Consider the following 22,331-nt stretch of genomic DNA (forward strand, 5'->3'; position numbering starts at 1 on the left):
TTGAATTCGCCATATGCTGCTGCCCAACCTTTCTCCTCTCGGTAAAGCCGGTCGAAACGAGAGCCTCCTGAGACCATTTCACACAGCCTCGCAGGAGGTTCGCTATCGGGATAGCGGGCATGGGTAGTCCATCAGCTTGAATCCAAACCGACCTGACAGCACAGCAGTTTCCGGTATGCTCGGCGCACATGCTCGGAAAGGATGACACCATGAAGATGGCCCCGCGCCACCGTCAGCAATTGCCACCGCTTCCGATGGTCTCGGCCAAGCTCGGGGAGCGGTTGGCCAGCCACGTGTTCGTGGAGGAAGGCCGGGAGCTGCTTCCGGAGTTGCAGGCCTTCCGCCGCGATATGCACCAGAACCCGGAGGTGGGGCTGCATCTGCCGCGCACTCAGGAGAAGGTGCTCGAAGCTCTTAAAGGCCTACCGCTGGAGATTCATCTGGGCCGTGACCTCAGCTCGGTCGTCGCGGTGCTGCGCGGCGGCAAGCGCGGCGAGCGCCCCGTGTCGGTTCTGCTTCGCGCGGACATGGACGCCCTTCCGGTGCGTGAGCAAACGGGCAGCCCGTTTGCCTCGACGAATAGCAACATGCATGCCTGTGGCCACGACCTGCACACGGCGGGGCTTATCGGCGCGGTGAAGATGCTGTGCCGCCACCGCGAGGAGCTGTTGGGCGATGTCATCTTCATGTTCCAGCCGGGCGAGGAAGGTCCGGGCGGCGCGCAGCCGATGATCGATGAGGGCGTGCTCGACGCCGCCGGCCGCCGGCCCATCGCCGCCTACGGTTTGCACGTCGGCCCGCAGGATCGGGGCACCTTCCACCACATCGCGGGCCCGATGATGGCCTCGTCGTCGAACCTGGGGATTACCGTCTACGGCAAGGGTGGGCATGGCTCGCGCCCGCACGATGCTATCGATCCCGTTGCGGCCCTCGCGGAGATCCAGATGGCGCTGCAAGTGGCGCTGACACGACGCTTCGATGCGAACTCGCCGATTGTCATCACGGTGACCAACCTGCGCGCGGGCGATGGCGCGGTCAACGTCATCCCGGACAAGGCGGAGCTGGGCGCGACGGTGCGCGTGCTTCGCGACGAACACATCGACGCCGTCCGCCAAATGATCATCGAGGTCTCGAGCTCCGTGGCGGCTTCCCATCGTTGTACCGCGAAGGTGGACTTCGAGGTCCTGTACTCGGCCACCAAGACCTCACCGCGCGAGGACCAGTTCGCTGCGTCGTTGTGGGCGGGTATGTTCGGCGCGGAAAACGTGCTGACCATGGACACCCCGATGATGGCCTCGGAAGACTTCGGCGCGGTACTCGCCCAGGTTCCGGGCACCTTCATGTGGTTCGGTACGGGCGATCCGCACACCCCGGAGCACATGCGCGAGTGGAACCACTCGCCGCAGGTGCGCTTCGATGATTCCGTTCTGGGAGACCAAGCCGCAGCCCTGGCGGCAGTGGCCTTTGAGCGCCTCGCCGCCGAGGACGCTCACCCCTCGCCGGCCACGAAGGCTATGCGTGCGCCGGTGCAGGGGACAGGGGCGGATGCGCAGCCGCCTTCTTCCGCAGCGCAATAGTGCCCCAGATGGTGGCTACCCATTCGGCTAGCACGATGACCATGCCGGCGAGGAGGGGCCAGATAGCGTCGTCGAGCGCAGTGCTTAACGACGGGAAGAGGTTCTTCGTGGCGTGCACCGCGATGGCGATAATAAGCCAGCGCACCGGCTGTTTCTGGGACAGGCCATAGGCACTAAGACCAGTGAACAGCGAGTGGGAGAGCGGGTTGGAGGCCAGGCGGATGACGCCTGCCCCGATCGCCCCGGCGGTATCCGAATCGAGGTTGTCCGCCGTCATGCGCGCGAAGGCGGTGGCGTCCTCACCCACAGTGAAACCGATACCCACGGCCACGCCCACGAAGACGTAGTCGAGCCAACTGCGGGGCCGGATGACGAAGGTACAGATAAGCAGCACGCCGAGGAACTTCAGCACCTCCTCGATGAGCGGCGCATACCCCGCAGCGCCCAGCCAGTCCAGGCCCGCGCGGGTGAGGAGGTGGGTCATGTTCGTGTTGAGTTCCACCGCGAGCCCGGAAACCGCGAACCCCCACACCACGCCGTGCGCAATTCCCGGCCGGCGGCGCAGGAAGAACAGCGTGAGGGGGACGAGTACGGCGGCGAAGACCACGGCGGCCAGAGCACTTGCGGGCAGGAAGGGCTCGCTCGCGTAGTGGAAGGCGGTGACGGCCAGCGCGCCGAGGGTCAGCAGGTAGTACAGGTACTTCATGCGTCCTCCGGCTGCACGCGGTCGGCGAAGTCACGTGCCTTCGGTCCGTAGATGTGGAGGAAGGAGATGGTGTTGTTGTGCCGCTGAGACAGCGTGATGCCGTCGCCGTCCTCGATGCGGTAGAGCTCGGCAGCCTGGGTGGTGATGGGGGCGTCGGTGAGCGCGCTGGTCCCGTTGAAGGAGCGGTGCTGGCGCGGCAGGTACGTCTCGACCTCGCGGGAGGAGCTGCCTTCCTCAGAAATGATGGTCGCGCTCCCGCAGTTCCAGGTCTGCGAGGAGGCGTACGGATCCTCCGGGCACTCCAGTCCCGGGATGCCGCGCACGGGGGTGGTGTCGGGAGTGGGGTCGGGGAGGAGGGCGTCGGCAAGCGGTACTGCGGCGAGGACGCCGATGCAGGAATAAATCAGTGTGTTTCTCATGCTTTCGACCCTAAGAGCTGCGGTTTTGCGCCGGTATCCTCCGCAGGGAGGATTTTGCGGAGTTTGACAATGCTGACAATCATGGCCACCCACAGGCCGATGAGGATGAGGAAGGTGGGGAAGATGGGCCATAGGGCGTCGTCAAACGCGGTAGAGATAGACGGGCCGAAATTAGCCGTGAAGTGCACCGCCATGGCGATGAGCAACCAGCGCACCGGTTGCCGGCGGGAGAGCCCGTAAGCCGCGATTGAGGTGAAGAAGGAATGCATGAGCGGGTTCGCGATGAATCGGGCAAGGAGCCCCAGAAGCGTTCCCTTGAGATCAGAATCGAGGTTCTCCAGTGTCATGTTGGCGTAGTAGATGGCGTTCTCGGTCACGCTAAAGCCCATGCCCACGGCCACACCGACGAAGACGTAGTCCGCCCAGTGGCGGGGCCGGATGACGCAGGTGCAGATGAAGACGACGCCGAGGAATTTAAGGACTTCCTCGTTAAGCGGGGCGATTCCAGCGATGACCAGCCAGTCCGGGACCGTACGGATGAGGAGGTGGTTCATGTGCTCGTTGAGCTGGCCGGCGACAGTGGAGACCGCAATACCCCACACCACCCCGTGCGCAATGCCGGGGTGCTTGCGCAAAATCAGCAGCGTGAGGCCTAGTGCAACAGCGGCGTAGGCCACCGCGGCGAGCGCACTTGTGGGCACGAAAGCGCCGTGGGAGAAATCATAAGCGACGTACACCAGCCCAGCGGCGGTGAGCAGTTCGTACAAAGTCTGTGTTCTTCTCATGCGGTTTAGGCTATGAACCGCGCCTGGGGTGCCGGTATCCTCCGCAGGGAGGATTTTCCGGAACGCAGGGAGAACTATCGTGGCAACCATGACGAGAAAGACGCGACCACTGTGGATCACGGTGCTGCTCATTCTGCTCTGCGTGGTGGCGGATTTGGCGGCATGGATCCCCCATATCGAAAACTTCGAGGGGACGGATCAGGAAGCCCTTGTTTTGGGCTTGATGGGTCTATTTAGCTTCGCCACGTGGATTCTGCTGCCCTTCGCCCTGCACCACTCACGGCGGGAGCGCAACATCCACGAGGAGTACCCCGGCCACCCGGTGGTGCTGATTGCGGCTCTGCTCGTCCTGGTACTAGGCGGGTTTCGCCCACTGTCGCTGTCAGTGCTGGTGGTGTTGATTTCAATCATCTCGCGCGGCCGACTGCGGTGGTCCCTGGCGGGGACGGCGGTGTTCGTGGCCTCGTGTGTGACCATTATCTCTGTGCCTTACATTCGGATGAACATCTTCGATCCCTTTGGTTACGTGTTCTATGGAAGCCTCTTTCTTATCGTTGCCTGGATTACGGGCTCGGTGCGCGCGCAGCGCCGCCAGCGCGAGGTCACGCTGGTGAGCCTGGCGGAGCTCAACGAGGATCAGCTGCGCTCGCGCGAGGAGCGCGCCCGCCTGGAGGAACGCAACCGCATTGCCCGCGATATCCACGATTCCCTTTCGCACCGGCTCAGCCTTATTTCCGTGTACGCGGGAGGCTTGAGCTACCGCAAGGACGCCGACCCGGAGCGGGTCGCCGAGGCGGCAGACACCATCCAATCGGAGGCCAAGGCCGCCGTGGAGGACCTGCGCGGGGTGATCAAGGCGCTGCGCGTGGATGACCGGGTGGATCCGCGCGCGAGCATCGAGGAGCACATCGGGCGCGCACGCGCGGCGGGGACGAAGGTGCGCTACGTCAAGGGAGACGTCGATAAGCTGAGCACACTAGCCGCCCACACACTGGGCCGCGCCGTGCAGGAGGGGCTGACCAACGCGCGCAAGTATGCGCCGGGGAAGAAGGTGACGCTCACCGTGGAGAACGAGGAGGATAAGGTGCGGGTGACCATGCAGAACAAGAAAGTAGCGGAGCAGCCAGAGTCCGGTGGCGGCAACGGCTTGTTGGGCCTGGAGGAACGCGCCCGGCTGGCGGGAGGCACCTTCACAGTGCTTGACGATGCCTCCACCTTCACCTGGGTCCTCGAACTACCGGAGGAGGCACGCGCGTAATGATTTCAGTGGTATTGGTCGATGATGAGCAGGCGCTGCGCCGCGGCATTCGGTTCATCCTGGAGGGCGCCGCAGACATCGAGGTGGTGGCCGAGGCCAGCAATGGGCGCGATGGCGTGGCCCGCGTGCTGGACCTGCGCCCTGATGTCGTTCTCATGGACATCCGAATGCCCGTCATGGATGGCATCGAGGCGGCCGGGAAACTGCGCGCGAGCGCGCCGGATATCCCGGTGGTCATGCTCACCGCTTTTGATACGGATGAGTTCATCGTGGATGCGCTGCACGCCGGCGCGATGGGCTTCCTGCTCAAGACCATCGAGCCGGAGGGCCTGGTCTCGGCGGTGCGGGCCGCCGCCACGGGGCAGCAGCTTTTGAGTCCGAAGGCCCTGAAGAACCTGTTGGCGCTCAAGCACCCCGAGCCCGCGCCGGCAGAGACAAAGGCGCCTGGGCCTCGCCCGCTGGAGGGCTTAAGCCAGCGCGAGAACGAGGTGGCGCAGCTGGTGGCCCAGGGCCTGGACAACCAGGAGATCGCGGGGCAGCTCTACGTCTCCGTGACCACGGTGAAAACCCACATCAAGCACATCCTGGACAAGCTGGGCGGCACGAACCGGGTGCACATCGCGATTGCGGTGTTGGAATCGCGCTAGCGCCGGCGGATAAACGCGGAGGCGAGGCCGAGCAGCGCGATGACGATCACGATGATGGACGCCGCCGGCCAGTACTGGGGGTAGTACTTCAGCGCGTAGCCGAAGACCTGGCTGTCGTTGAACTGGCGGGCAAGTGCAATGGGCATCCACCACAGCTTTGTGAGAGTGAGGACCGCGCCGAGCAGGCCAGCGATGATGCGGCGACTGCCGCGCAGAAAGAAGCTGGCTGCCACGAGGAGCATGCCGGCGATGGTGAGAGCAAATAGCAGGGGAGTTACCGCAGCGAATGGGGAGCCGTTGATGAGGAACTCGTGGTCGACCTCGTGTTGCTCGATGAGGGTGTAGCCGTCAAGGACGACGTCGTCGGGGATTCCCATTTACTTCTCCTTCTTCTCAGCTTGCGGGTCGTAGCCGTCGGACCAGGTATCGGTGTCGAAGTCGTAGTCTACATTCTCGCCCTTTTCATCGGTGCGCTGGTACCAGTCCGTGTAGCGGTGCGCTGAGGAGTCGAAGTCGGAGCCGGCACCCCGGCCTTCGTCGGCGTGCTCGACGGTGAGCTCGAAGTCATCGCCGTGCTCCTCGATTCCGCGCACGACGGCGTTTTTACCGCGGCGCGCGCGTAGGCGCGGCGGATGAACATCGGGTCGGAGCGCAGATCTTTGATGAAGGCCACCATCATGACGAGCAGCACGATGCAGAAAGGCAGCGCTGAGAGGATGGTGAGGTTCTGCAAGCCGGTGAGTACGTCCTCGCCGCCGGTCAGCAGCATGACGATGGCGATGCCCATCATGCACAGTCCCCAGAAGATGACGATGAACTTGTTGGGGGCGGGGTCGCCCTTGGAGGACATGGTGCCCATGATGACCGACGCTGAATCGGCCGAGGTGATGAAGAAGACCGCTAGGACCACGATCAGGATGAAGGGCGTGATGCTGCTCAGCGGCAGATTATCGAACATGGCGAAGAGCACCTGCTCGCCGGAGGCGGAGCCGTCAAAGTTGGGCAGGTCCTCGCGCTGGAAAGTGATGGCCGTGCCGCCGAAGATGGTGAAGGCCAAAATGAGGATGAGGGCGCGAAGACGGTGACGGCGGTGAATTCGCGCAGCGTGCGGCCACGGGAAATGCGGGCGACGAACATGCCGACGAAGGGCGTCCACGCGATTCACCATGCCCAGTAGAAGGCGGTCCAGTAGGACTGGAATTCAATCGTTTCATCACCCCAGGACAGGCCCTTAGCCATCATGGGCAAGAACTGGTCGATGTAGGTGACGATGCCGGAGGGCACGAGGTTGAGCAGGAGCAAGGTTGGGCCGGTGAAGAAAACAAAGACGACCAGGCCGAGCGTGAGCGTGATGTTGAAGTTGGACAGGTAGCGCACGCCGCGGGAGACACCAGAGACCGCTGAGATGATGAACCCGCACCCCAGCACGGCGATGATCACGATGAGCACGGCATTGGTCAACGGACCTGCGCCGCGGATGATGGAGACTCCTTGGCCGATCTGGATAGCGGAGAGTCCCAGCGTGGCGGCGGTGCCGAAGAGCGTGGCGACGAGTGCGAGGATGTCGATAAGCTTGCCCAGCGGCCCGTCGGTATCGCGGGAGCCAAACAGGGGCTTGAAAATCGAGGACACCAGCGGGACGCGGCCGCGGCGGTAGGAGGAGTAGGCGATGGCGCCGCCGACGAGGGCGTAGGCCGCCCAGGGAGAGACACCCCAGTGGTAGTGCGCCTGAGCCATTGCTTGGTGGAGGGCTTCGACGCTGTTGCCGTCGACAGTGTGGGGAGGCGGGGTGATGTAGTGCGACAGCGGCTCCGAAGGACCGTAGAAGAAGATGCCGACGCCGATGCCGGCACCGAACATCATGGCCACCCAGCTGAACCAGCCGAACTCGGGTTCCTCGTCATCGGTGCCGAGTTTGATGCGGCCGAGGCGGGAGCAGCCGATGTAGAGCATGGTGACGACGGCCATCATCATGGTGATGTTGAGCAGCCACCCGGCGTTGGTGATGGCCCAGGAAAAGGCCGTGGAGGAGGCGGCGGAGACGGACTCCGGTGAGGTGATGCCCCAGATGATGAAGGCTACGACGAACGTAGCCGTGCTGAAGAAGGTGACCTTGTCCAGCGTGAAAGCGTTGCGTTGGTCTTCCACACCGATTCCGGGAACCAGGCCCGGGTGCATGTTGTGGGGGTAGAGGCCAACGGTGGACCGGTAGATTTTCGAGTGTTCACGTCAACCATTATCGCAGGTGCGCGAAATGACAGCGTTGTGAGCTAGGATGAAGGCACTTATTTCTGCGTCGATTGGAATGCCATGTCGCTGCCTAATTTTGATGAGAATGTCCGTGAGCTGGAGGAAGCCTTTGCTCTCTTCGAGCTCGTGGAGGAACACGTCCTCGATCCGAACCTGTTGTTCACGGTGAAATAATCCGCCTCTTCTGTGCGCACGCGAGTACTCCGCGGCGGGTGCGCACTATGAGGTCAGGACCGCATTTCCGCCGCGGTGATCTTCTCAATGAGCGTGTCGAGCTCCGCGCGGCTGGGCTGTGAGAGGGGGTTGACCACGCAGAAGTCGAGGAGGAAGTAACCGGCGGTCTGCAGAGCCGTGTGGCGCTGCCAGAACTGGCTGATATCGGAGTGATTGGTGGCCAGCGACTGGATGCTGCGCCGCTCCGAGAGCAGCTCATAGTGCAGGTCGCGGCGCTGCGCCAACGCCTCTTCCGGGGTCTTGATAAGCAGGGAGCCGAGCAAGGCTGCCATCGCCTCGAAGCAACGCGTTTGCAGGCGGTAGTGGTTGGTCATCTGGGCCCGCGGCTTCCACAGCCACAGGAAGAGCATCGCCACGACCACGGAGAGCCCAATCTCCGCCATGCGCGAGCCGATGGTGTGGGCCAAATGCTCCGAGGAATTGCCCATCAGCAGCGCCAGTGGGGTGGAGAAGATAACGCATAGCGCGTAGTTCTTCACCACCAGAATCTCCGCGCAGAACTGGCAGAAGGCCAAGGCGAGCACCAGCCCCCAGCCGTGCGGGCTGAAGGAAGCGATGAGAGCGAAGAGACACACGCCCAAGACCGATCCCAGCATGCGCTGCACGCCGCGAATCGTTCCCGGCACCCGGTCGGGGCCCCACTGCAAGACCAGGAGCACCGACACCGCGCCCCAGTCCGGGCGGTTAAGCCCCAGCGCCAAGCCGATGAACGCGGTGACCAGGCCGCCGAGCGCGATCTTTTCCGCCGTCACCACCGCGTGGGAATTGCCCACCGCAGCGCGGTAGAAGCGGTAGCGCATCGTCGGCTTGGTGTGCGGGATGGCGGTGCGGTCAGGGTCGACATAGGTGGGGGAATCAGAGAGCTGATCCGAGTTGCCGCCCACCTGTTTGTGATGCGCCACGATGCGCTGTTGCGCGGCCAGCGCGCGGTGAACCAGCTCCGCCTGAGCGGGGCGGCGGATGCGGCGGCCGCGGATCACGCCGGCGTCGGCAAGCGCTTGCCAGGCGGTGGAAATAGCGGACTGCGCCTGGTGGTGGCGGGCCAAGAAATCGGTGTCCGAGTGAAGGAAGGCATCGGCGGCCTTCTCCAGCGCGGCCACCGCGCGCGTTTCCGGGCCGTGCGGATCCCTAAAGCGCGGCACCATGCCCAGCACGTAGCCCGCCGCCACGCCGGCCAGGCTCCACGCGGCCACCTCCCACGGGGAGACCCCGCGCAGCATGGTGGAACCACCGGCCACCATCACGATGAAGAAGGACCCCGGCGGCGGCAGCCGCAGCGCATTCTGCACGAACGCGCCGATGGTTGCCAGAGTCACCGTAAACACCGCAGACAGCGCCAGGCCATGCACGCCGACGAGGGAACCGGCCGTAGCCGCCAGCGTGAGCAGCCCGCCAGCGGTGAGGATCACGCGGCGCCGCGTGCGGTAGGGGTGCCCCTCGCCGTAGATGACGGAGAAGGCGCCGGCAGAAATGAGCAACACCGCATCCGCGTGGCCCGTTAAAACAGCAATCCCGCCCGGGATGATGATCGCCAATGCCGCGCGCAGGGCACCGGGCCAACGGCGCGCGGAGGTGTTGAAGGCGGTAAAGAGTTGAAGGGCGTTAGGGCGTTGCGGCAGTGGGTGTTCCATATCGGGAGAACACCTTACTCGCTTCGCCGCGCTCGACCAGCCGGCCGTCCTGCAAGACCGCCACCGTGGGGCACAAGTGGCGCACGACGTCGATGTCGTGGGAGACAAAAACCAGCGTCATGTCCTTCGTCACGCGCTGCAGCAGCTCCAGGACCTGGGCCCGAGAGGTGGCGTCCAGCGCCGAGACGGCCTCGTCCGCCAGCAGAATATCCGGCTTACCCACCACGGCGCGCGCCAGCGAGATGCGTTGGCGCTGCCCGCCGGAGAAGTCCCGCGGATAGCGCTCGAAGTCCTCGATGCCGACCTCCCGCAGCACGGCCTCGGCCTCCTCGCGCGTCCCGCCGCCCTCGGCCACGATCTTCCAAATAGGCATGCGCGGGTTGAGCGAGCCTTTGGGGTCTTGGAAGACCATGTGCACGCGCTTGGCGACGTCCACCGTTCCCGAGGTCGGCTCCGCCAAACCGGTGAGCAGCTTGAGCAGCGTGGATTTGCCGGAGCCGGAGCCACCGATGATGCCGAGGCGCTCGCCCTCGCGGACGGTGAGGGAGACGTCGTCCAGCGCGGTCACCCCGTGGTAGGTCTTGGTCACGTTTGTGAGCGTGATGACGGGATCTCCCAGGGTGGGCATGGGCGGCGGGGTGAGATCGGGCGTGGTGAGCTCACCGATGCGCACGACGCGGTCGCACACGCGCTTGACGACATCCTGGTCATGGCTAATAAACAGCAGCGCGGTGTCCTCGTTATCGGCGGCATCCACGATGGTGGTCAGGATTTCTTCCTGGGTGAAGGGATCCAGCGCGGTGGTCGGCTCATCGCAGATGAGGAGTTTGGGGCGGCAGGCCATGGCCATCTCGATGAGCGCGCGCTGGCGCTGCCCGCCGGAAAGCTGGTGCGGGAAGCGGTTGAAGCCGGGCACCTTCATCAACGGGTCGAGCGCGGTCATGGGTTCTTGAAAGACCATGGCCAGCGGCAGCTTGCGCAGGTTGCGGTCGCGCATGCCCAGCAGCTCCTGGCCATTGAACTGAATGGATCCCGTGGCCTGCAGGTGATCAGGCAAAAGCCCCATGATGGCCAGGGCCGTCAGGGACTTGCCGCTGCCGGAATCCCCGACGAGGCCGACGCGCTCGCCGGGAGCGATGGAAAAGGAGAGGGGGCCAACGGGGCCCACGCGCAGATCAGTGACGGTCAGCATGGCTTCCTAGAAGGTTGAATCCGAGGACGGTGCCGGCGATGGCCAGCCCGGGCCACAGCGCCTGGAGGGGGTGGGTGGCCAGGAGGGGCTGGGCGTCGTGAAGCATGCGGCCCCATGAGGCGGTCGGCGGGGCAGTGCCCAGGCCGAGGTAGGAGAGACCGGCTTCGGCGAGGACGGCCAGCGCAAAGTAGACGGAAGCCTGGATGGCCACGATGCCGCCGAGGTTGGGCAGTACGTGGCGCCACGCGATGAGCGCCGGCGGCACGCGCGAGATGCGCGCGGCCGCGATATAGTCCTGCGTCATGATTTGCAGCGTGCCGGAGCGCGTGACCCGGATGAAGGAGGGGATGCCGGCGATGCCGATGGCGATGGTGGCCGTGAGCGTCGAGGAGCCCCACACCGCGCCGGCGACGATGGCCAGCAACAGCGCCGGGAAGGCGAGCAGCAGGTCGGTGGCCGCCATGATGAAACCGCCGCCGCGCATCCCGGCGACGATGCCGAGCGGTACGCCGATGAGTGCGGCGATGGCCACCGCCACGACGCCCACCAGCACGGTGATCTGGGCGCCGGCGAGGATGCGGGAGAAGGTATCGCGCCCGAAGCGGTCGGTGCCCATGAGGTGCTCCAGGCTGGGGCCGGCCAGGCGGTCGGGGGAGATGAGGTTGGGGTCATAGGGCGTCCACACCAGGGAGACCAGCGCAAGCAGGATGGTCAGGCCCACCAGGATATAGCCGGGTTTCATCGCGCCTCCTTCAGCCGCGGGTCGATGACCCGGTAGGCCAGGTCCGTGAGCAGGTTGACGGTCAGGGTGAAGGTCACGAAGACCATGATGAGGGTCTGGACGGTGGTGAGGTCGCGGGTGGAGACGGCGTCGAGAAGCAGCGAGCCCAAGCCGGGGATGACGAAGACGTTCTCGATGACCACCGCGCCCACCACCAGGGTGCTCAGCTGCACGCCGGTGACGGTGAGCACCGGCAGGGCGGCGTTGCGCAGGCCGTGGCGGATGAGCGCCCCGGTGCGGGATTCACCCAGGGAGCGGGCGGTGCGGATGTAGTCCTTGTCCATCTCCTCGCGGAGGGTGGCGCGCACGTAGCGGGTGAGCATCGCGCCCTGCACCAGTGCCAGCGAGATAACCGGCAGGACAAGGTGGCTGAGGCCCTCGCGCGGCAGCTGCCAGCCATTCGCCGGCAGCCATCCCAGGTGCACGGAGAACACGGCGACGAGCAAAATACCGACGAGGAAGCTCGGCACCGCAATACCCAGCTGCGTGGCCGCGTTGAGCACGGGGAGCCTAAAGCGGGCCAGCAGGATGCCCATGGGGATAGCCCCGGCTAGTGCGAGGGCGATGGCCAGCCCGATGAGCAACAGCGTGACCTGCGCGCGGTCAACCACGAGCGGGGTGATGTCCTGCTGCGAGGACAGCGAGACGCCGAAGTTGCCGGTCAACAGCCCTTTCATCCACTCCAGGTATTGCACGAGAAGCGGGCGGTCCAGGCCCATGGCGTGGGTCAGCTCCGCCACGGATTCATCAGTGGCGTTGACGCCCAAGGCCACGCGCGCCGGGTTGCCGGGCACTGCCCGCATGAGCAGGAAGATGATGATGGAGGCGGCCCACATGGTGCCGAGGAAGCGCAGGAATCTCATCGCACTCCTCGCAACTCGATGGCATCGGTGATCTGGTTGGGTTGCAGGCCGGTCAGGCCCTCGCGGTAGAGCACGATATTGGGCATATTCATCAAGGTCAGGGCGGGCATATCTTCCATGATCTGGTCGACCGCCCCTTTCATGTCATCCTGCTTCAACAACGTGCGGGTCTGCGGCGAATCATAGCCGATGTAATAGTCCGGGTTGCCAAAGATGGTAGGGATATCGCGCGGCTCGACGTGCGCGACGAGCGACATCTGATAGTCCTTGGCCCCCATGACTTGGCTCAGCCACACGGCGGGAAACTCCGCGGTTTCCAGCGTGACCTCGAATCCCATCTCCGTCAGTTGCGAGTAGAGGAACTCAGAGAGCGTTTGCGTATAGGGCAGGCTGGGCACGGTGAGCGTGAGCGGCGTGCCCACGGCCCCGGCCTCCTCCATCAGCGCGCGGGCGCGCGCGGGGTCGTAAGGGTAGTAGTCCTTGGCGCTAAACCACGGGTCGGTCGGCGGCACCGGAGCGCCGCCGGTGTCTTTCGCGCGGCCCTCCCAGAGGATGTCGTTGGCGGCCTGGCGGTCGATTCCATAAGCCACGGCGCGGCGCACGCGGGGGTCGTCGAAAGGCGCTGCCTGGTTATTCATGGACAGCAGCACCTCGCCGTTCGTGGTGCCGACTGCTGTTTCGATGGAGTCATCGAGGGTGTCGAGCAGCTCGGGGTTCTGCACGCCCCACACGGCGTCGACCCCGCCGGAGCGCAGGGCGTTGACCGCGGTGAGGGAATCCGGGAAGTAGCGGATGGTGATGTCTTCCTTCGCCGGGGTTCCCCAGTAGTCCGGGCGGGCGCGCAGTGCGATGTACTCGTTGGGGGAGAAGCCGGCGACGGCGAAGGGGCCGGTGCCCACAGCTTCGGTGGGCGTGCGCATGGCGCCGATGACGGTGCCCATGGACCACAACCAGCCGGCGGAGGGACGGGATAGCTCGACGACGAGCGTGTGATCATCCACCGCCGTGGCGGATTCCACCACGTCCATCTGCTTCTTGAGCCCGTTGGTCCATTCCGTTTTCACAGCGTTGATGGACCACGCGGCGGTGTGCGCGGTGAAGGCCTCGCCGTTGGAGAAGGAGGCCTCGCGCAGGTGGAAGGTGTAGCGCGTGGAGTCCACCTCCCAGGACTCGGCCAGTCCCGGTTCGATGTCGCCTTGCGCGGAGATACGCACGAGGGTTTCGTAAACGTTGCTCATGAGCGCGGCCGGGATGGCGGCGCCGCCGACGGTGGTGAAATCCAGGGACGTCGCGGGAGTCGTCGTGGCCAGCGTCAGCGCGGAGGAATCAGAATCAACAAGCGCCGTGGAACCGGCGGAGCAGGCGCTGAGCGACGCCCCCACGATCACCCCCAGCGCACCTAACCAGGCCTTCATCCTTCGGACAACTTGACCTCGAGCGGGGAGGTGGTGCCCCGCACGCTCGTCATGCCAAGTGTTAGCCGGTCCCCGAGGTACAGGATTTCGGTGCACTCGACGGGATGCCCGGAGTGATCCGAGATGTCGAGGTGCAGGCGCCACAGCGGGGTGGCGGGCTCCACGTTGAGGGAGCGCGCATCCTCCTCACTGGCGGAAGCCAGCGAGAGCTCGCGGTTGACGTTGTCGAATTCCACGCCTTGCTTGCGCAGGTGATCGTGGATGGACTCATTATCGGCATCGAAGTTGAGGATGTGGCTGCCCACTTCTAGTGGGAAGAACATGCGCTCGATGGCGATGGGCATGCCATTGGCGCTGCGCACGCGGTGCACAAAGATAACCGGGGAGCCGGGCTCTACCCGCAGGAACTCGGCCTCCCTTTCGGTAGCGGGGCAGCGGCCCAGCCATAGGGTGGAGGCGCCGGGCTCGAATCCGCGCTCGCGCAGCCAGTGTGTCACGGAGTAGATGGAGTCGAAGGACTCCGAGGTGAAACGGCCGAGAACGACAGAGCGGCGGCCGCGGCCGGAGGAGATGAGGCCCTCCGAGCGCAGCGCCGCGACGGCCTGGCGCACGGGACCACGGGATGAGGAGAATTGCTCGCACAGCTCGGCCTCGCTGGGCAGAAAATCACCGGGAGAAAGCTTCTTGCTGCGGATGAGATTGCGCAGATAGTCAGCGATAATACTGTGCTGCTGTGTACCGCGAAGGGCCACGGTGATGCTCCTCTATGTAGAAAACGCTGTGATGGGCAAAATGTACGGGTGCGCGGATATGCGGATGCGCGAGGGCGCGTCCGCCTACAGCTGCCACGCTTGAGCCAGGTTAATCATGTTACCCAAGGCGGCCTCGTGGCTTGTGGATTGCAGGGAGATCATGAGTTCATCCGCCTGGGCCAGATTTTGGAATTCCGTGAGGTAGTCGCGCACGTGCTCGATACTGCCCACGGCGGAGTACTTCAGCATGCCGATGATCTGCTGGCCCTGCGGGGAATCGATGATGCGGGCAACGTCGGCGTCGCTGAGCTGCTTGCCACGACCTGCAAAGGCCTTGACGCGGCGGAAGCAGACCTTTTCAAATTCCTCTTCGGCGTCATCACCCGCGGTGACGTTGACACCCGCGATGACATAGGGCTCCGGGTGGGCTTCGGAAGGCTGGTAATTCTCGCGATAGTAGGCCGTGGCGGCCTCGAGGTGTTGCGGGGCAAAGTGCGAGGCGAAGGCATAGGGAAGCCCGTACTTGGCGGCGAGCGAGGCGCCGAACAGCGAGGATCCCAGGATGTAGATGGGGACGTTGGTGCCATGGCCGGGGATGGCCTTCACTCCGGGGATGAGGGACTTTCCGGAGAGGTAGCCCTGCAATTCTTTGACGTCCTCGGGGAAGCGTTCGGCGGCGTGGCCATCGCGGCGCAGGGCGCGGCCCAAGGTCTGCATGTCAGTGCCGGGGGCGCGGCCCAGGCCGAGGTCGATGCGGCCGGGGTAGAGCTCGGCGAGGGTGCCGAATTGTTCGGCGATGACATAGGGCGCGTGGTTCGGCAGCATGACGCCGCCGGAGCCCAAGCGGATGCGCTCGGTCTTCGCGCCGATGTGTGCGATGAGCACCGCCGGGGAGGAGGAAGAAATGGAGGGCATGTTGTGGTGCTCGGTGTACCACATGCGCTTAAACCCCAATGCCTCCGCGCGTTGCGCCAGCTCGACCGACCTGGCCATGGACTGGGAGGGAGATTCCCCCGGGTAGATGGTGCAGAAATCGAGGACGGACAAAGCGGCGCGGGACGTCATGAGCTACTCACTTTTCTTCGACGAGCCTGTAGATACAACGTCGATGATAACGCCGATGGCAAATGCGAGGAGCGTGGGAACCACCCAGCCCAGGCCAACGTCTTGGCCAGGGGCGAAATCAAGCGGGGCGCCGAAGGAGGTGGCGGCGGACCACAGCACGGAAACCCACAGTGCCAAGCGGAATCCCCAGTAGAAGGTGACCCACTTCTTGACTACCGGTTGCAGGAGGGTCAGCGCAATCAGCGAGATAGCCGGCGGGTACAAGAACACGATGAAGGGCACCGCGATGGCAAGCACCGTGTCAAGGCCCTGGAAAGCGAAGGCGATGGACAGCGCGGTAAACAGGCAGGCCCACAGGTGGTAGGTGGTCTTCGGCACAAGGAGGGCGAAGAACTCCGAGGTGGCGGAAATCAGGCCCACGGCGGTGGTCATGCACGCCAGGATGACGATGGCGGAGAAGACGGCCTGGCCGATGTTGCCCATGGTGAGATTGGAGGCGTCGGCAAGCAAGGCGGCGCCGGACTCATAGGAGGCACCGTTCGGCATGGTTTGGCCGATCCACGCCAGCCCCAGGTAGATGGCGGCGAGCAGGGCGCCGGCGATGACCGCGGAGAGAATGGTTCCGCGCAGCAGCTCACTGTTCTTGGAAAAACCCTTGGAGCGCAGGGAGGTCACGATGACGATGGAGAAAGCCAGGCCCGCGATGGCGTCCATGGTGTTATAGCCCTCAAAGAGGCCGGTAACGAAGGGTGCGGAGGCATACTCTTCGGTTGGGGTGCCGGGCATGCGGGGATTCGCCACGGTAGCGAGGGTGATGAGGACCGCGAGCAGGATGACCAGCGCCGGGGTGAGGAACTTGCCCAAGGTGTCGATGATGTCATTCGGGCGCCAGGCCAAAGCCAACGCGATAAGGAAGAAGACGACGTTGAAGGCGCCGTTGGCGAAGGTCCCCTCCCAACCCAGCAGCGGGGTGATGGCGGTTTCCATGGACACCGCGCCGGTACGCGGCAGGGCGTAGAAGGCGCCGATGGCCAGGTACGCAATGACGGAGAAGGCCACGCCGAAGATCTTGCCGCCGTGGTTTCCGATGTCCCGCACGGACTGGCCGGAGATAGCCACCGCGACCACAGCCAAGACCGGCAGTGCCACGCCGGCGGCGAGGAAGCCCAAAGTGGCGGGCCAGAAGTTGGTGCCGGAGGAGACACCGACTTCCGGCGGGAAGATGAGGTTGCCCGCTCCAAAGAACATGGAGAAGAGCATGAGTGAGGCAACGATGACGATGCCGATGGGGGAACCCGTCTTCGAGGCGGACTGAGAGGGAGCCTGAGCGTCATTAATGGACATTTTTCTAAGAATAATGCCCATGACATGAGATGTAAACTCTAGCTGAAGGCCTTCTCCAGCCGGTCCAGCGCTTCTTCGAGCAGCTCGCGGGAGGTGGCGAAGTTCAAACGCGCGTGGTGCTCGCCGCCCGTACCGAAGGTCACGCCCTCGTTGAGAGCCACCTTGGCGTGTTCACGGACCCACGCCGCGGGCTTCGGGTCATCACCAATAGCGGTCCCGGAAAAATCCAACCACAGCAGGTAGGTGGCCTGCGGGTGGGAAGTCTTTAGGCCCGGCACGCGCTTGGGCAGCTCCTCCACCAGCCAGTCGCGGGTCTTCTTTAAGTACGCAATCTCCTCGTCGAGGAACTCCCCGCCGTCGCGGTAGGCGGCCTCCGCCGCTAGAACGCCCAGCGTGCCGGTGCCGTCCTTGGCCACACCGGTCAGCGAATTCCAGCGCTCCACGTCCGCGGAGTTGGAGAAGATCACCTGCGCGCACTTGAGACCCGCGGTATTCCATGCCTTGGAGGTAGCGGTGACGGTGATGACGCGGTCGGACAAAGCGCCCAACGGGATGTGGCGGCCTTCGTAGACCAGCGGGGCATGGATCTCATCGGAGAGGATGCGGGCATCATACTTATCCGCCAGTTCCACGAGTCCCCGCAGCCAGTCCTCGTCGAAGACGATGCCCAGCGGGTTATAGGGGTGGGAGAGCAGGATAGAACCGGCGCCAGCCTTAAAGGCACGCTCGATATCGTCTAGCTCCAGCGAGGTCTCTATCTTCTCTCGTCCCGCGGTCTCCGGCAGCTCCAGCAGCGGCGGGTAAGACGGAACCGGTACGGCCACCGCGCCCTCAGTAAAGTACTGCACCCCGAGCAGCAGCCCGCGCACGACGTCCCCAATCCAGAAGACGTGCTCTGGGCGCCAGCCATAGCGCGATTCATAGAAATCCGCCAGGGCCGCGTTGAGCTCGGAGGCCTTCGGCGCCGGGGTGTAGCCGAAGGATTCGGCGTCGACAGCCTCCTGGATTGCTTCCTTCACCGCGGGGGCGGTGAGGAAGTCCGATTCAGCGATCCACAGCGGAATGATGTCCTCGTCATAGACGGTCCACTTGCGGGTGCCGCGGGCACTAAGTTCTTTCAGGCTAGGGAAATGCATGCGCCCCACCTTACTCGTCGGTGGGCTGCACAAATCCGTATTTTTTCAGCCGCTGGCGGTCGGCGGCGGAGGCGGATTGGGTCAAACGCAGCAGCTCGGCGTAGATGCCGCCGGACTGCGCCAGCTCGGCCGGGGAACCAATTTCGGAGATGCGGCCGTGGTCGAGGGTGATGATGGTGTCCACGTCCGCGATGGTGGACAGGCGGTGCGCGATGATGAGCGTGGTGCGGTCCTTCATGAGCTCGTCCAGACCGGCCTGGACGGCGCGCTCGGCCTTGGTGTCCAGCGCCGAGGTGGCCTCGTCGAGCACGAGGATGGGGGCGTCCTTCAGCATGGCGCGCGCCACGGCCACGCGCTGCTTCTGCCCGCCGGAGAGCTTGAGGCCGCGCTCACCGATGACGGTGTCATAACCATCGGGGAATTCCTCGATGAAGTCGTGCGCATTGGCGCGCTTGGCGACGTTCACGATCTCCTCCATCGTCGCCCCCGGCTTGCCATATGCGATGTTTTCCTTGATGGTGCCGGAAAAGAGATAGGACTCCTGGAAGACCACGCCGACTGAGGCGCGCAGGCGCTCGGCGGTAAGCTCCGCGGCGTCGTGTCCGAGCACCGTCAGCTTTCCCTCCGTGGGCTGGTACAGGCCCAGCAGCAGGTTGACCAAGGTGGACTTGCCGCCGCCGGATTCGCCGACAAGCGCGACCTTATGGCCCTCTTGGGCGGCGAAGGAAATATCGGCGACGACCGGCTTTTCCGACTCATAGGAGAAGGACACGTCCTCGAAGGCAAAGACCGGGCCTTGCGTTGGGCGCAGCGGCTCGGCCGGGGTGAGGTCCAGCTCGGGAACGTCGGAGGCGTCAGCGGCGGCGACCAGCTGCGGGTTTACCGTCGGCTCCGGGGTCTCCTCCATGACCTTGAAATAGTCCTTGGAGCCGGCAATGGCGCGCTGGCTGACATCCACGATCCAGCTCATCATGAACACCGGCTGCTTGGCCATGTTCACCAGCTGCAGGAGCATGACCATGTCACCGATGGAGAAGTGGCCCTCCAAGGTGCGCCAGAAGATCAGGCCATAGATCCCTAAGAAGATCAGCGCCATGGCCGCGCCACGCGCGGTATCCATGGAATGCCACCAGTGCGATTGCGGCTTCGTCGTATCCACCACCGTGCGGTAGCGCGAACCGAAGGAGGCCAACTCGCGGGCCTCAGCGACGAAGGACTTGGTCACCTTCACCTGGCCGATGACCTCCGCGAAGCGCCCATTGGCCACGTCGATGTTTTCGTTCTTGATCCCCTCATACTTCTGCCAGCGCTCCGAGGTCAGCGCGGTGAGCCACATATAGATGGGGAAGAGCGCTGCCAGCAAGATGGCCAGCGGCCAGTAGTACACCGCGGTGATGACCAACACCGCCGCGGCCTGGATCAGCATGACGAAGAAGTTATTGGAGAAGGACTGCAGGAACTGCGTGATATTCGCAATCGAGCGGTCCAAGCGCGCAATGATGGTGCCGGTGACCTGGTTGTCGTAATAACCCTGCGGCACGGAGAGCAGCTTGGCAAAGTAGCGCGTGGACAGAATCTGGCGCAGGCGCGCCACCATGACATCGCCGATATAGCCGCCGATGTTTTTCACCACGTTGCCCAGCGCATCCGCCACAAAGAGCGCCACGACCCACCAGAGGATGGTACGCAGCGGGCCTCCTGCGACGACGGTGTCGGTGGCCTCGCGGAGGATGAAGGGCGTCAGCAGCGAGAGAATCGCGGTGACTGACGCGGTGATTAGGACGCCGAGATAGAACGGCCACAGCGCAGACGCGCTGCGGACGATGCGGAGAATAGAGTTCATCGTCGGCCGATGTTACGCCCTTAATAGGAATATCCAACCCGTCGACTAAGGTAAGGGAGAAACCGAAGTCGTGATGGAAAAGGATTCGCGGTGAAGAAGTACCTCCCCCTAGCGTGTGCCCCGCTGTGCCTGGTTGCCCTCTCAGGCTGCAGCATCCTCCAGCCGCCGGACACGGGCCCGCAGGACAACATCGTGGTGTCCAGCTCGGAGCCGCCGACGTTTGAGGCTAAAGACGTGGACGCCGAAGAGGTGACCTCCAACCTGGCGGCACCCGTCAAGGACAAGGGCCTCAACGTGGAGTATGAGCTGCAGGGCCTGTACTCCGGCGGCGGTGGAACGGTGCTCACGGTGAAGATCCACAACCTCAACGAGGTGCCCATGCCTGCCGACGCCCTCCCGGAACCCACCCTCGAGCGCGCCGATGGCAACGGCGGCTGGGCCACCGTGGATTCGATTGATGTTGACCCCGCTGTCCACCCAGATGTAGCCGCGCCGGGCTTGGATCACCCGCTGGGGGCAGGCGCGTCCACCAATCTCCAGTATGTCTATGATGTTGCCCCCGGCAACCTGTGGAACGCGCGCTTTAGCATCGGCAACGTGCGCTTTGTAGGAGACCTCAATCTATGACGGAACTCGTCGTTCTAGCCTCGCCCGAGGGCAAGCCCGCAGGCGTAGCTGAGAAGGCCGCCGTCCACACCGCGGATACTCCGCTGCATTTTGCTTTCTCCGCCTGGGTGGTGCGCGGAGGCGAGCTGTTGTTGACTCGCCGCGCCCTGTCCAAGCTGACCTGGCCTGGTGTATGGACCAATTCTTTCTGCGGACACCCCGGGCCGGATGAGCCGACTGCCGACGCCGTCATACGCCGCGCCCAGTTCGAACTTGGCCTCAGCGGCACACCTCACTTAGTGCTGCCGGATTTTGCCTACCGCGCCGTGGATTCCTCCGGCGTGGTGGAAAACGAAATCTGCCCGGTCTATCTCTTTGAGACCACCGACGAACCCACGCCTAACCCGGATGAGGTGGACTCCTTCGCGTGGGTCCCGGTGCGCGATGTCCTCGCTGCCGCCGATGCCACGCCATTCGCCTTTAGCCCGTGGATGGTTGAGGAGCTGGCCCACGAGCCGCTGCGCGAGGCCCTGTTGGCCTAAAGCAGGCTGCCATCCTGGGCGAAGGCCGCCGAGATGTAATCCAGGCTGGAATAGGCCACGCGGTTTTCGCCGTTATCCAGGTTGTATTCCCAGATGGCGTGCTCGGGGCGGTAGGCCTCGAAACCGGGCTCGCCGGTGCGCAGGAAGTCCCGCAGCCACTGTGCTAGCTCCGTGTCCCCAAAGAGCGGGCGCAGCTCCTCGCAGTGCAAGGCCGGGCCCGAGGAGCGGGTAAACTCCACCATCCAGGTCTTACCTGGTGCCTTCTCCGCCACCTCGGCCGCCCAGCGGCGGATGATGGCATCACCCACCAACCGGCCCATAGGGCGGTCCTTATCCATGTGCTGTGCTACCTGATACCACGGCTTGAAACCATTGCGGGGAAATCCAAAGCGCGGGGCCACATAGCGCAGGATGAGGCCGCGGAAAGGGGAGCGGTCGATCTTCTGCGTGGCCGGGATGTTGTAGAACTCGTCGCGGGTGCTGGCGAGGATGAGGGGGACGTCGGCAAGCTGCCCACACTCCAGTGGGGTGGGGCCCAGCGCCATATCGAGGCTGTACTTCTTGCGGAACTTGCCGTAGCCGGCCGCGAGCTCCTCCTTGCTCATCGCCGCGAGGGAGGAGCGTGTGATGGGTTTCTTCATCACCTGGCGCAGCGTGGCCTTGCGCTCCTCGAAGCTTTCACGAGGGAAGCCCGGGGAGAGCGCCACGGCGCGGCGAAAAGCCCCGCGGTAGTGGTCGCGCCGACACAGCCAGAGAACGGCATTAGCGCCGGCGGACTGGCCCACGACGGTGACGTTGGTGGGGTCGCCGCCGAAGGACTCGATGTTGCGCTGGATCCATTCCAAGCCCAGCTGTAGGTCCTCGATGGCGCGGTAGTGGTTGGGCTCATCATCGCGGAAACGGGCAAGCCCCGGCAGCCCCACGCGGTAGCCCAGCTGCACGTGGACGATGCCCGCCTCCGCAGTCGGCGTGCCCTCCGCCCGGGGGTCCTCGTGGGAGCCGTGCTCGTAGCGGCCGCCGTGGATGTAGACCAGGGTGGGTGCTAGGGCAGCGGTGCGTTCGCCGGGCGCGGGGGCGGTGATGGTCAGCGCGACCTTCTCCGGATGCGGTTCGCGCGCGTCCTGGTCACGCGGCGGGGCGGGCTCGGGGTTATCGAAATCTCCCGGGATGTGGGAGTACTCGATGGAGTGGAAATGGGCCACGTCCCCATCGAGGTAGCCGGTGATGGTGCCCGCGGGGCAGGTGACGTCGAAAGGTGCACTGCTCATGGACAACAGGCTACCCT

At 64.4% G+C, this 22,331-nt stretch carries 20 protein-coding genes and 1 pseudogene; 5 read left to right on the top strand and 16 right to left on the bottom strand.

The window, feature by feature from the left end; all coding sequences use genetic code 11:
* Positions 1–209: 209 nt before the first annotated feature.
* A complete protein-coding gene (locus tag M5J06_RS06500) occupies positions 210–1,577 on the top strand; it encodes a M20 metallopeptidase family protein (RefSeq protein ID WP_250224279.1) in 1,368 nt (455 codons plus the stop codon).
* Here M5J06_RS06500 and M5J06_RS06505 read toward each other — a convergent pair.
* Genes M5J06_RS06505 through M5J06_RS06515 form a run of 3 tightly spaced genes read right to left on the bottom strand, consistent with a single transcriptional unit; the run spans position 1,513 to position 3,487 of the window.
* Positions 1,513–2,283, bottom strand: coding sequence for a PrsW family glutamic-type intramembrane protease (locus tag M5J06_RS06505; protein WP_250224242.1), 771 nt, complete (start codon positions 2,281–2,283; stop codon positions 1,513–1,515). The genes M5J06_RS06500 and M5J06_RS06505 overlap by 65 nt on opposite strands.
* Positions 2,280–2,702 carry a hypothetical protein gene (locus tag M5J06_RS06510; RefSeq protein WP_070597427.1) on the bottom strand — a complete coding sequence of 141 codons (423 nt, stop codon included), beginning with the start codon at positions 2,700–2,702 and terminating at the stop codon, positions 2,280–2,282. The genes M5J06_RS06505 and M5J06_RS06510 overlap by 4 nt, the downstream gene beginning before the upstream one ends.
* On the bottom strand, positions 2,699–3,487 hold the full coding sequence (locus M5J06_RS06515) for a PrsW family glutamic-type intramembrane protease (protein WP_083304527.1): 789 nt from the start codon (positions 3,485–3,487) through the stop codon (positions 2,699–2,701). The genes M5J06_RS06510 and M5J06_RS06515 overlap by 4 nt, the downstream gene beginning before the upstream one ends.
* 88 nt (positions 3,488–3,575) lie before the next feature.
* On the opposite strand from M5J06_RS06515, the gene M5J06_RS06520 reads away from it, so the two are divergent.
* Positions 3,576–4,745, top strand: a complete 1,170-nt coding sequence (locus tag M5J06_RS06520; protein ID WP_250224243.1) for a sensor histidine kinase — start codon at positions 3,576–3,578, stop codon at positions 4,743–4,745.
* Complete coding sequence (locus tag M5J06_RS06525) at positions 4,745–5,392, top strand: response regulator (protein WP_144268637.1); 648 nt, start codon at positions 4,745–4,747, stop codon at positions 5,390–5,392. Before M5J06_RS06520 ends, M5J06_RS06525 begins: the two co-directional genes overlap by 1 nt.
* Here M5J06_RS06525 and M5J06_RS06530 read toward each other — a convergent pair.
* The 12 genes and pseudogenes from M5J06_RS06530 to M5J06_RS06585 form a co-directional block, all read right to left on the bottom strand.
* A complete protein-coding gene (locus M5J06_RS06530; protein ID WP_154736826.1) occupies positions 5,389–5,769 on the bottom strand; it encodes a cell division FtsX domain-containing protein in 381 nt (126 codons plus the stop codon). The two genes, M5J06_RS06525 and M5J06_RS06530, sit on opposite strands and share 4 nt — an antisense overlap.
* Positions 5,770–7,570 (bottom strand): annotated as a pseudogene (locus tag M5J06_RS12405) (BCCT family transporter).
* 299 nt (positions 7,571–7,869) lie between these two features.
* A complete protein-coding gene (locus M5J06_RS06540; RefSeq protein WP_250224244.1) occupies positions 7,870–9,507 on the bottom strand; it encodes an FUSC family protein in 1,638 nt (545 codons plus the stop codon).
* Positions 9,479–10,699 (bottom strand): ABC transporter ATP-binding protein, encoded by a 1,221-nt coding sequence (locus M5J06_RS06545; RefSeq protein ID WP_250224245.1) that lies wholly within the window; start codon positions 10,697–10,699, stop codon positions 9,479–9,481. The genes M5J06_RS06540 and M5J06_RS06545 overlap by 29 nt, the downstream gene beginning before the upstream one ends.
* Positions 10,683–11,441 carry an ABC transporter permease gene (locus M5J06_RS06550; RefSeq protein ID WP_070519554.1) on the bottom strand — a complete coding sequence of 253 codons (759 nt, stop codon included), beginning with the start codon at positions 11,439–11,441 and terminating at the stop codon, positions 10,683–10,685. Before M5J06_RS06550 ends, M5J06_RS06545 begins: the two co-directional genes overlap by 17 nt.
* Complete coding sequence (locus M5J06_RS06555; RefSeq protein ID WP_070530180.1) at positions 11,438–12,343, bottom strand: ABC transporter permease; 906 nt, start codon at positions 12,341–12,343, stop codon at positions 11,438–11,440. The genes M5J06_RS06550 and M5J06_RS06555 overlap by 4 nt, the downstream gene beginning before the upstream one ends.
* A complete protein-coding gene (locus tag M5J06_RS06560) occupies positions 12,340–13,758 on the bottom strand; it encodes an ABC transporter substrate-binding protein (protein WP_250224246.1) in 1,419 nt (472 codons plus the stop codon). The genes M5J06_RS06555 and M5J06_RS06560 overlap by 4 nt, the downstream gene beginning before the upstream one ends.
* Positions 13,755–14,510 (bottom strand): GntR family transcriptional regulator, encoded by a 756-nt coding sequence (locus tag M5J06_RS06565; protein ID WP_070519561.1) that lies wholly within the window; start codon positions 14,508–14,510, stop codon positions 13,755–13,757. Before M5J06_RS06565 ends, M5J06_RS06560 begins: the two co-directional genes overlap by 4 nt.
* An 84-nt stretch (positions 14,511–14,594) precedes the next feature.
* Positions 14,595–15,575 carry an LLM class flavin-dependent oxidoreductase gene (locus tag M5J06_RS06570; protein ID WP_250224247.1) on the bottom strand — a complete coding sequence of 327 codons (981 nt, stop codon included), beginning with the start codon at positions 15,573–15,575 and terminating at the stop codon, positions 14,595–14,597.
* A gap of 3 nt (positions 15,576–15,578) precedes the next feature.
* Complete coding sequence (brnQ, locus tag M5J06_RS06575) at positions 15,579–16,919, bottom strand: branched-chain amino acid transport system II carrier protein (protein ID WP_070624495.1); 1,341 nt, start codon at positions 16,917–16,919, stop codon at positions 15,579–15,581.
* A 38-nt stretch (positions 16,920–16,957) separates the two neighbouring features.
* A complete protein-coding gene (locus M5J06_RS06580; protein ID WP_070597419.1) occupies positions 16,958–18,055 on the bottom strand; it encodes a MalY/PatB family protein in 1,098 nt (365 codons plus the stop codon).
* Between the two features lie 10 nt (positions 18,056–18,065).
* Positions 18,066–19,898, bottom strand: a complete 1,833-nt coding sequence (locus M5J06_RS06585; RefSeq protein ID WP_070561462.1) for an ABC transporter ATP-binding protein — start codon at positions 19,896–19,898, stop codon at positions 18,066–18,068.
* A gap of 90 nt (positions 19,899–19,988) precedes the next feature.
* Here M5J06_RS06585 and M5J06_RS06590 point away from each other — a divergent pair, with 90 nt between their 5' ends.
* Both M5J06_RS06590 and idi read left to right on the top strand, forming a co-directional pair.
* Entirely contained in the window at positions 19,989–20,525 is a 537-nt protein-coding gene (locus M5J06_RS06590) for a hypothetical protein (protein WP_250224248.1), read from the top strand.
* The gene (gene idi, locus M5J06_RS06595) at positions 20,522–21,046 is read left to right on the top strand and encodes an isopentenyl-diphosphate Delta-isomerase (protein WP_250224249.1); all 525 of its coding nucleotides are present in this window, start codon (positions 20,522–20,524) and stop codon (positions 21,044–21,046) included. Before M5J06_RS06590 ends, idi begins: the two co-directional genes overlap by 4 nt.
* Here the strand turns inward: idi and M5J06_RS06600 are convergent.
* The gene (locus M5J06_RS06600) at positions 21,043–22,314 is read right to left on the bottom strand and encodes a carboxylesterase family protein (RefSeq protein WP_250224250.1); all 1,272 of its coding nucleotides are present in this window, start codon (positions 22,312–22,314) and stop codon (positions 21,043–21,045) included. The genes idi and M5J06_RS06600 overlap by 4 nt on opposite strands.
* Between the last annotated feature and the right edge of the window lie 17 nt (positions 22,315–22,331).

Origin of the sequence: Corynebacterium intestinale (assembly GCF_023574125.1) — a bacterium.
GTDB classification, from domain to species: Bacteria; Actinomycetota; Actinomycetes; order Mycobacteriales; family Mycobacteriaceae; genus Corynebacterium; species Corynebacterium hesseae.

Excerpts from the sequence above, each read along its gene's own strand:
- M5J06_RS06500 (WP_250224279.1), top strand. The coding sequence starts at position 210 with ATGAAGATGGCCCCGCGCCACCGTCAGCAATTGCCACCGCTTCCGATG.
- M5J06_RS06505 (WP_250224242.1), bottom strand. The coding sequence starts at position 2,283 with ATGAAGTACCTGTACTACCTGCTGACCCTCGGCGCGCTGGCCGTCACC.
- M5J06_RS06510 (WP_070597427.1), bottom strand. The coding sequence starts at position 2,702 with ATGAGAAACACACTGATTTATTCCTGCATCGGCGTCCTCGCCGCAGTA.
- M5J06_RS06515 (WP_083304527.1), bottom strand. The coding sequence starts at position 3,487 with ATGAGAAGAACACAGACTTTGTACGAACTGCTCACCGCCGCTGGGCTG.
- M5J06_RS06520 (WP_250224243.1), top strand. The coding sequence starts at position 3,576 with ATGACGAGAAAGACGCGACCACTGTGGATCACGGTGCTGCTCATTCTG.
- M5J06_RS06525 (WP_144268637.1), top strand. The coding sequence starts at position 4,745 with ATGATTTCAGTGGTATTGGTCGATGATGAGCAGGCGCTGCGCCGCGGC.
- M5J06_RS06530 (WP_154736826.1), bottom strand. The coding sequence starts at position 5,769 with ATGGGAATCCCCGACGACGTCGTCCTTGACGGCTACACCCTCATCGAG.
- M5J06_RS06540 (WP_250224244.1), bottom strand. The coding sequence starts at position 9,507 with ATGGAACACCCACTGCCGCAACGCCCTAACGCCCTTCAACTCTTTACC.
- M5J06_RS06545 (WP_250224245.1), bottom strand. The coding sequence starts at position 10,699 with ATGCTGACCGTCACTGATCTGCGCGTGGGCCCCGTTGGCCCCCTCTCC.
- M5J06_RS06550 (WP_070519554.1), bottom strand. The coding sequence starts at position 11,441 with ATGAAACCCGGCTATATCCTGGTGGGCCTGACCATCCTGCTTGCGCTG.
- M5J06_RS06555 (WP_070530180.1), bottom strand. The coding sequence starts at position 12,343 with ATGAGATTCCTGCGCTTCCTCGGCACCATGTGGGCCGCCTCCATCATC.
- M5J06_RS06560 (WP_250224246.1), bottom strand. The coding sequence starts at position 13,758 with ATGAAGGCCTGGTTAGGTGCGCTGGGGGTGATCGTGGGGGCGTCGCTC.
- M5J06_RS06570 (WP_250224247.1), bottom strand. The coding sequence starts at position 15,575 with ATGACGTCCCGCGCCGCTTTGTCCGTCCTCGATTTCTGCACCATCTAC.
- brnQ (WP_070624495.1), bottom strand. The coding sequence starts at position 16,919 with ATGTCCATTAATGACGCTCAGGCTCCCTCTCAGTCCGCCTCGAAGACG.
- M5J06_RS06580 (WP_070597419.1), bottom strand. The coding sequence starts at position 18,055 with ATGCATTTCCCTAGCCTGAAAGAACTTAGTGCCCGCGGCACCCGCAAG.
- M5J06_RS06585 (WP_070561462.1), bottom strand. The coding sequence starts at position 19,898 with ATGAACTCTATTCTCCGCATCGTCCGCAGCGCGTCTGCGCTGTGGCCG.
- idi (WP_250224249.1), top strand. The coding sequence starts at position 20,522 with ATGACGGAACTCGTCGTTCTAGCCTCGCCCGAGGGCAAGCCCGCAGGC.
- M5J06_RS06600 (WP_250224250.1), bottom strand. The coding sequence starts at position 22,314 with ATGAGCAGTGCACCTTTCGACGTCACCTGCCCCGCGGGCACCATCACC.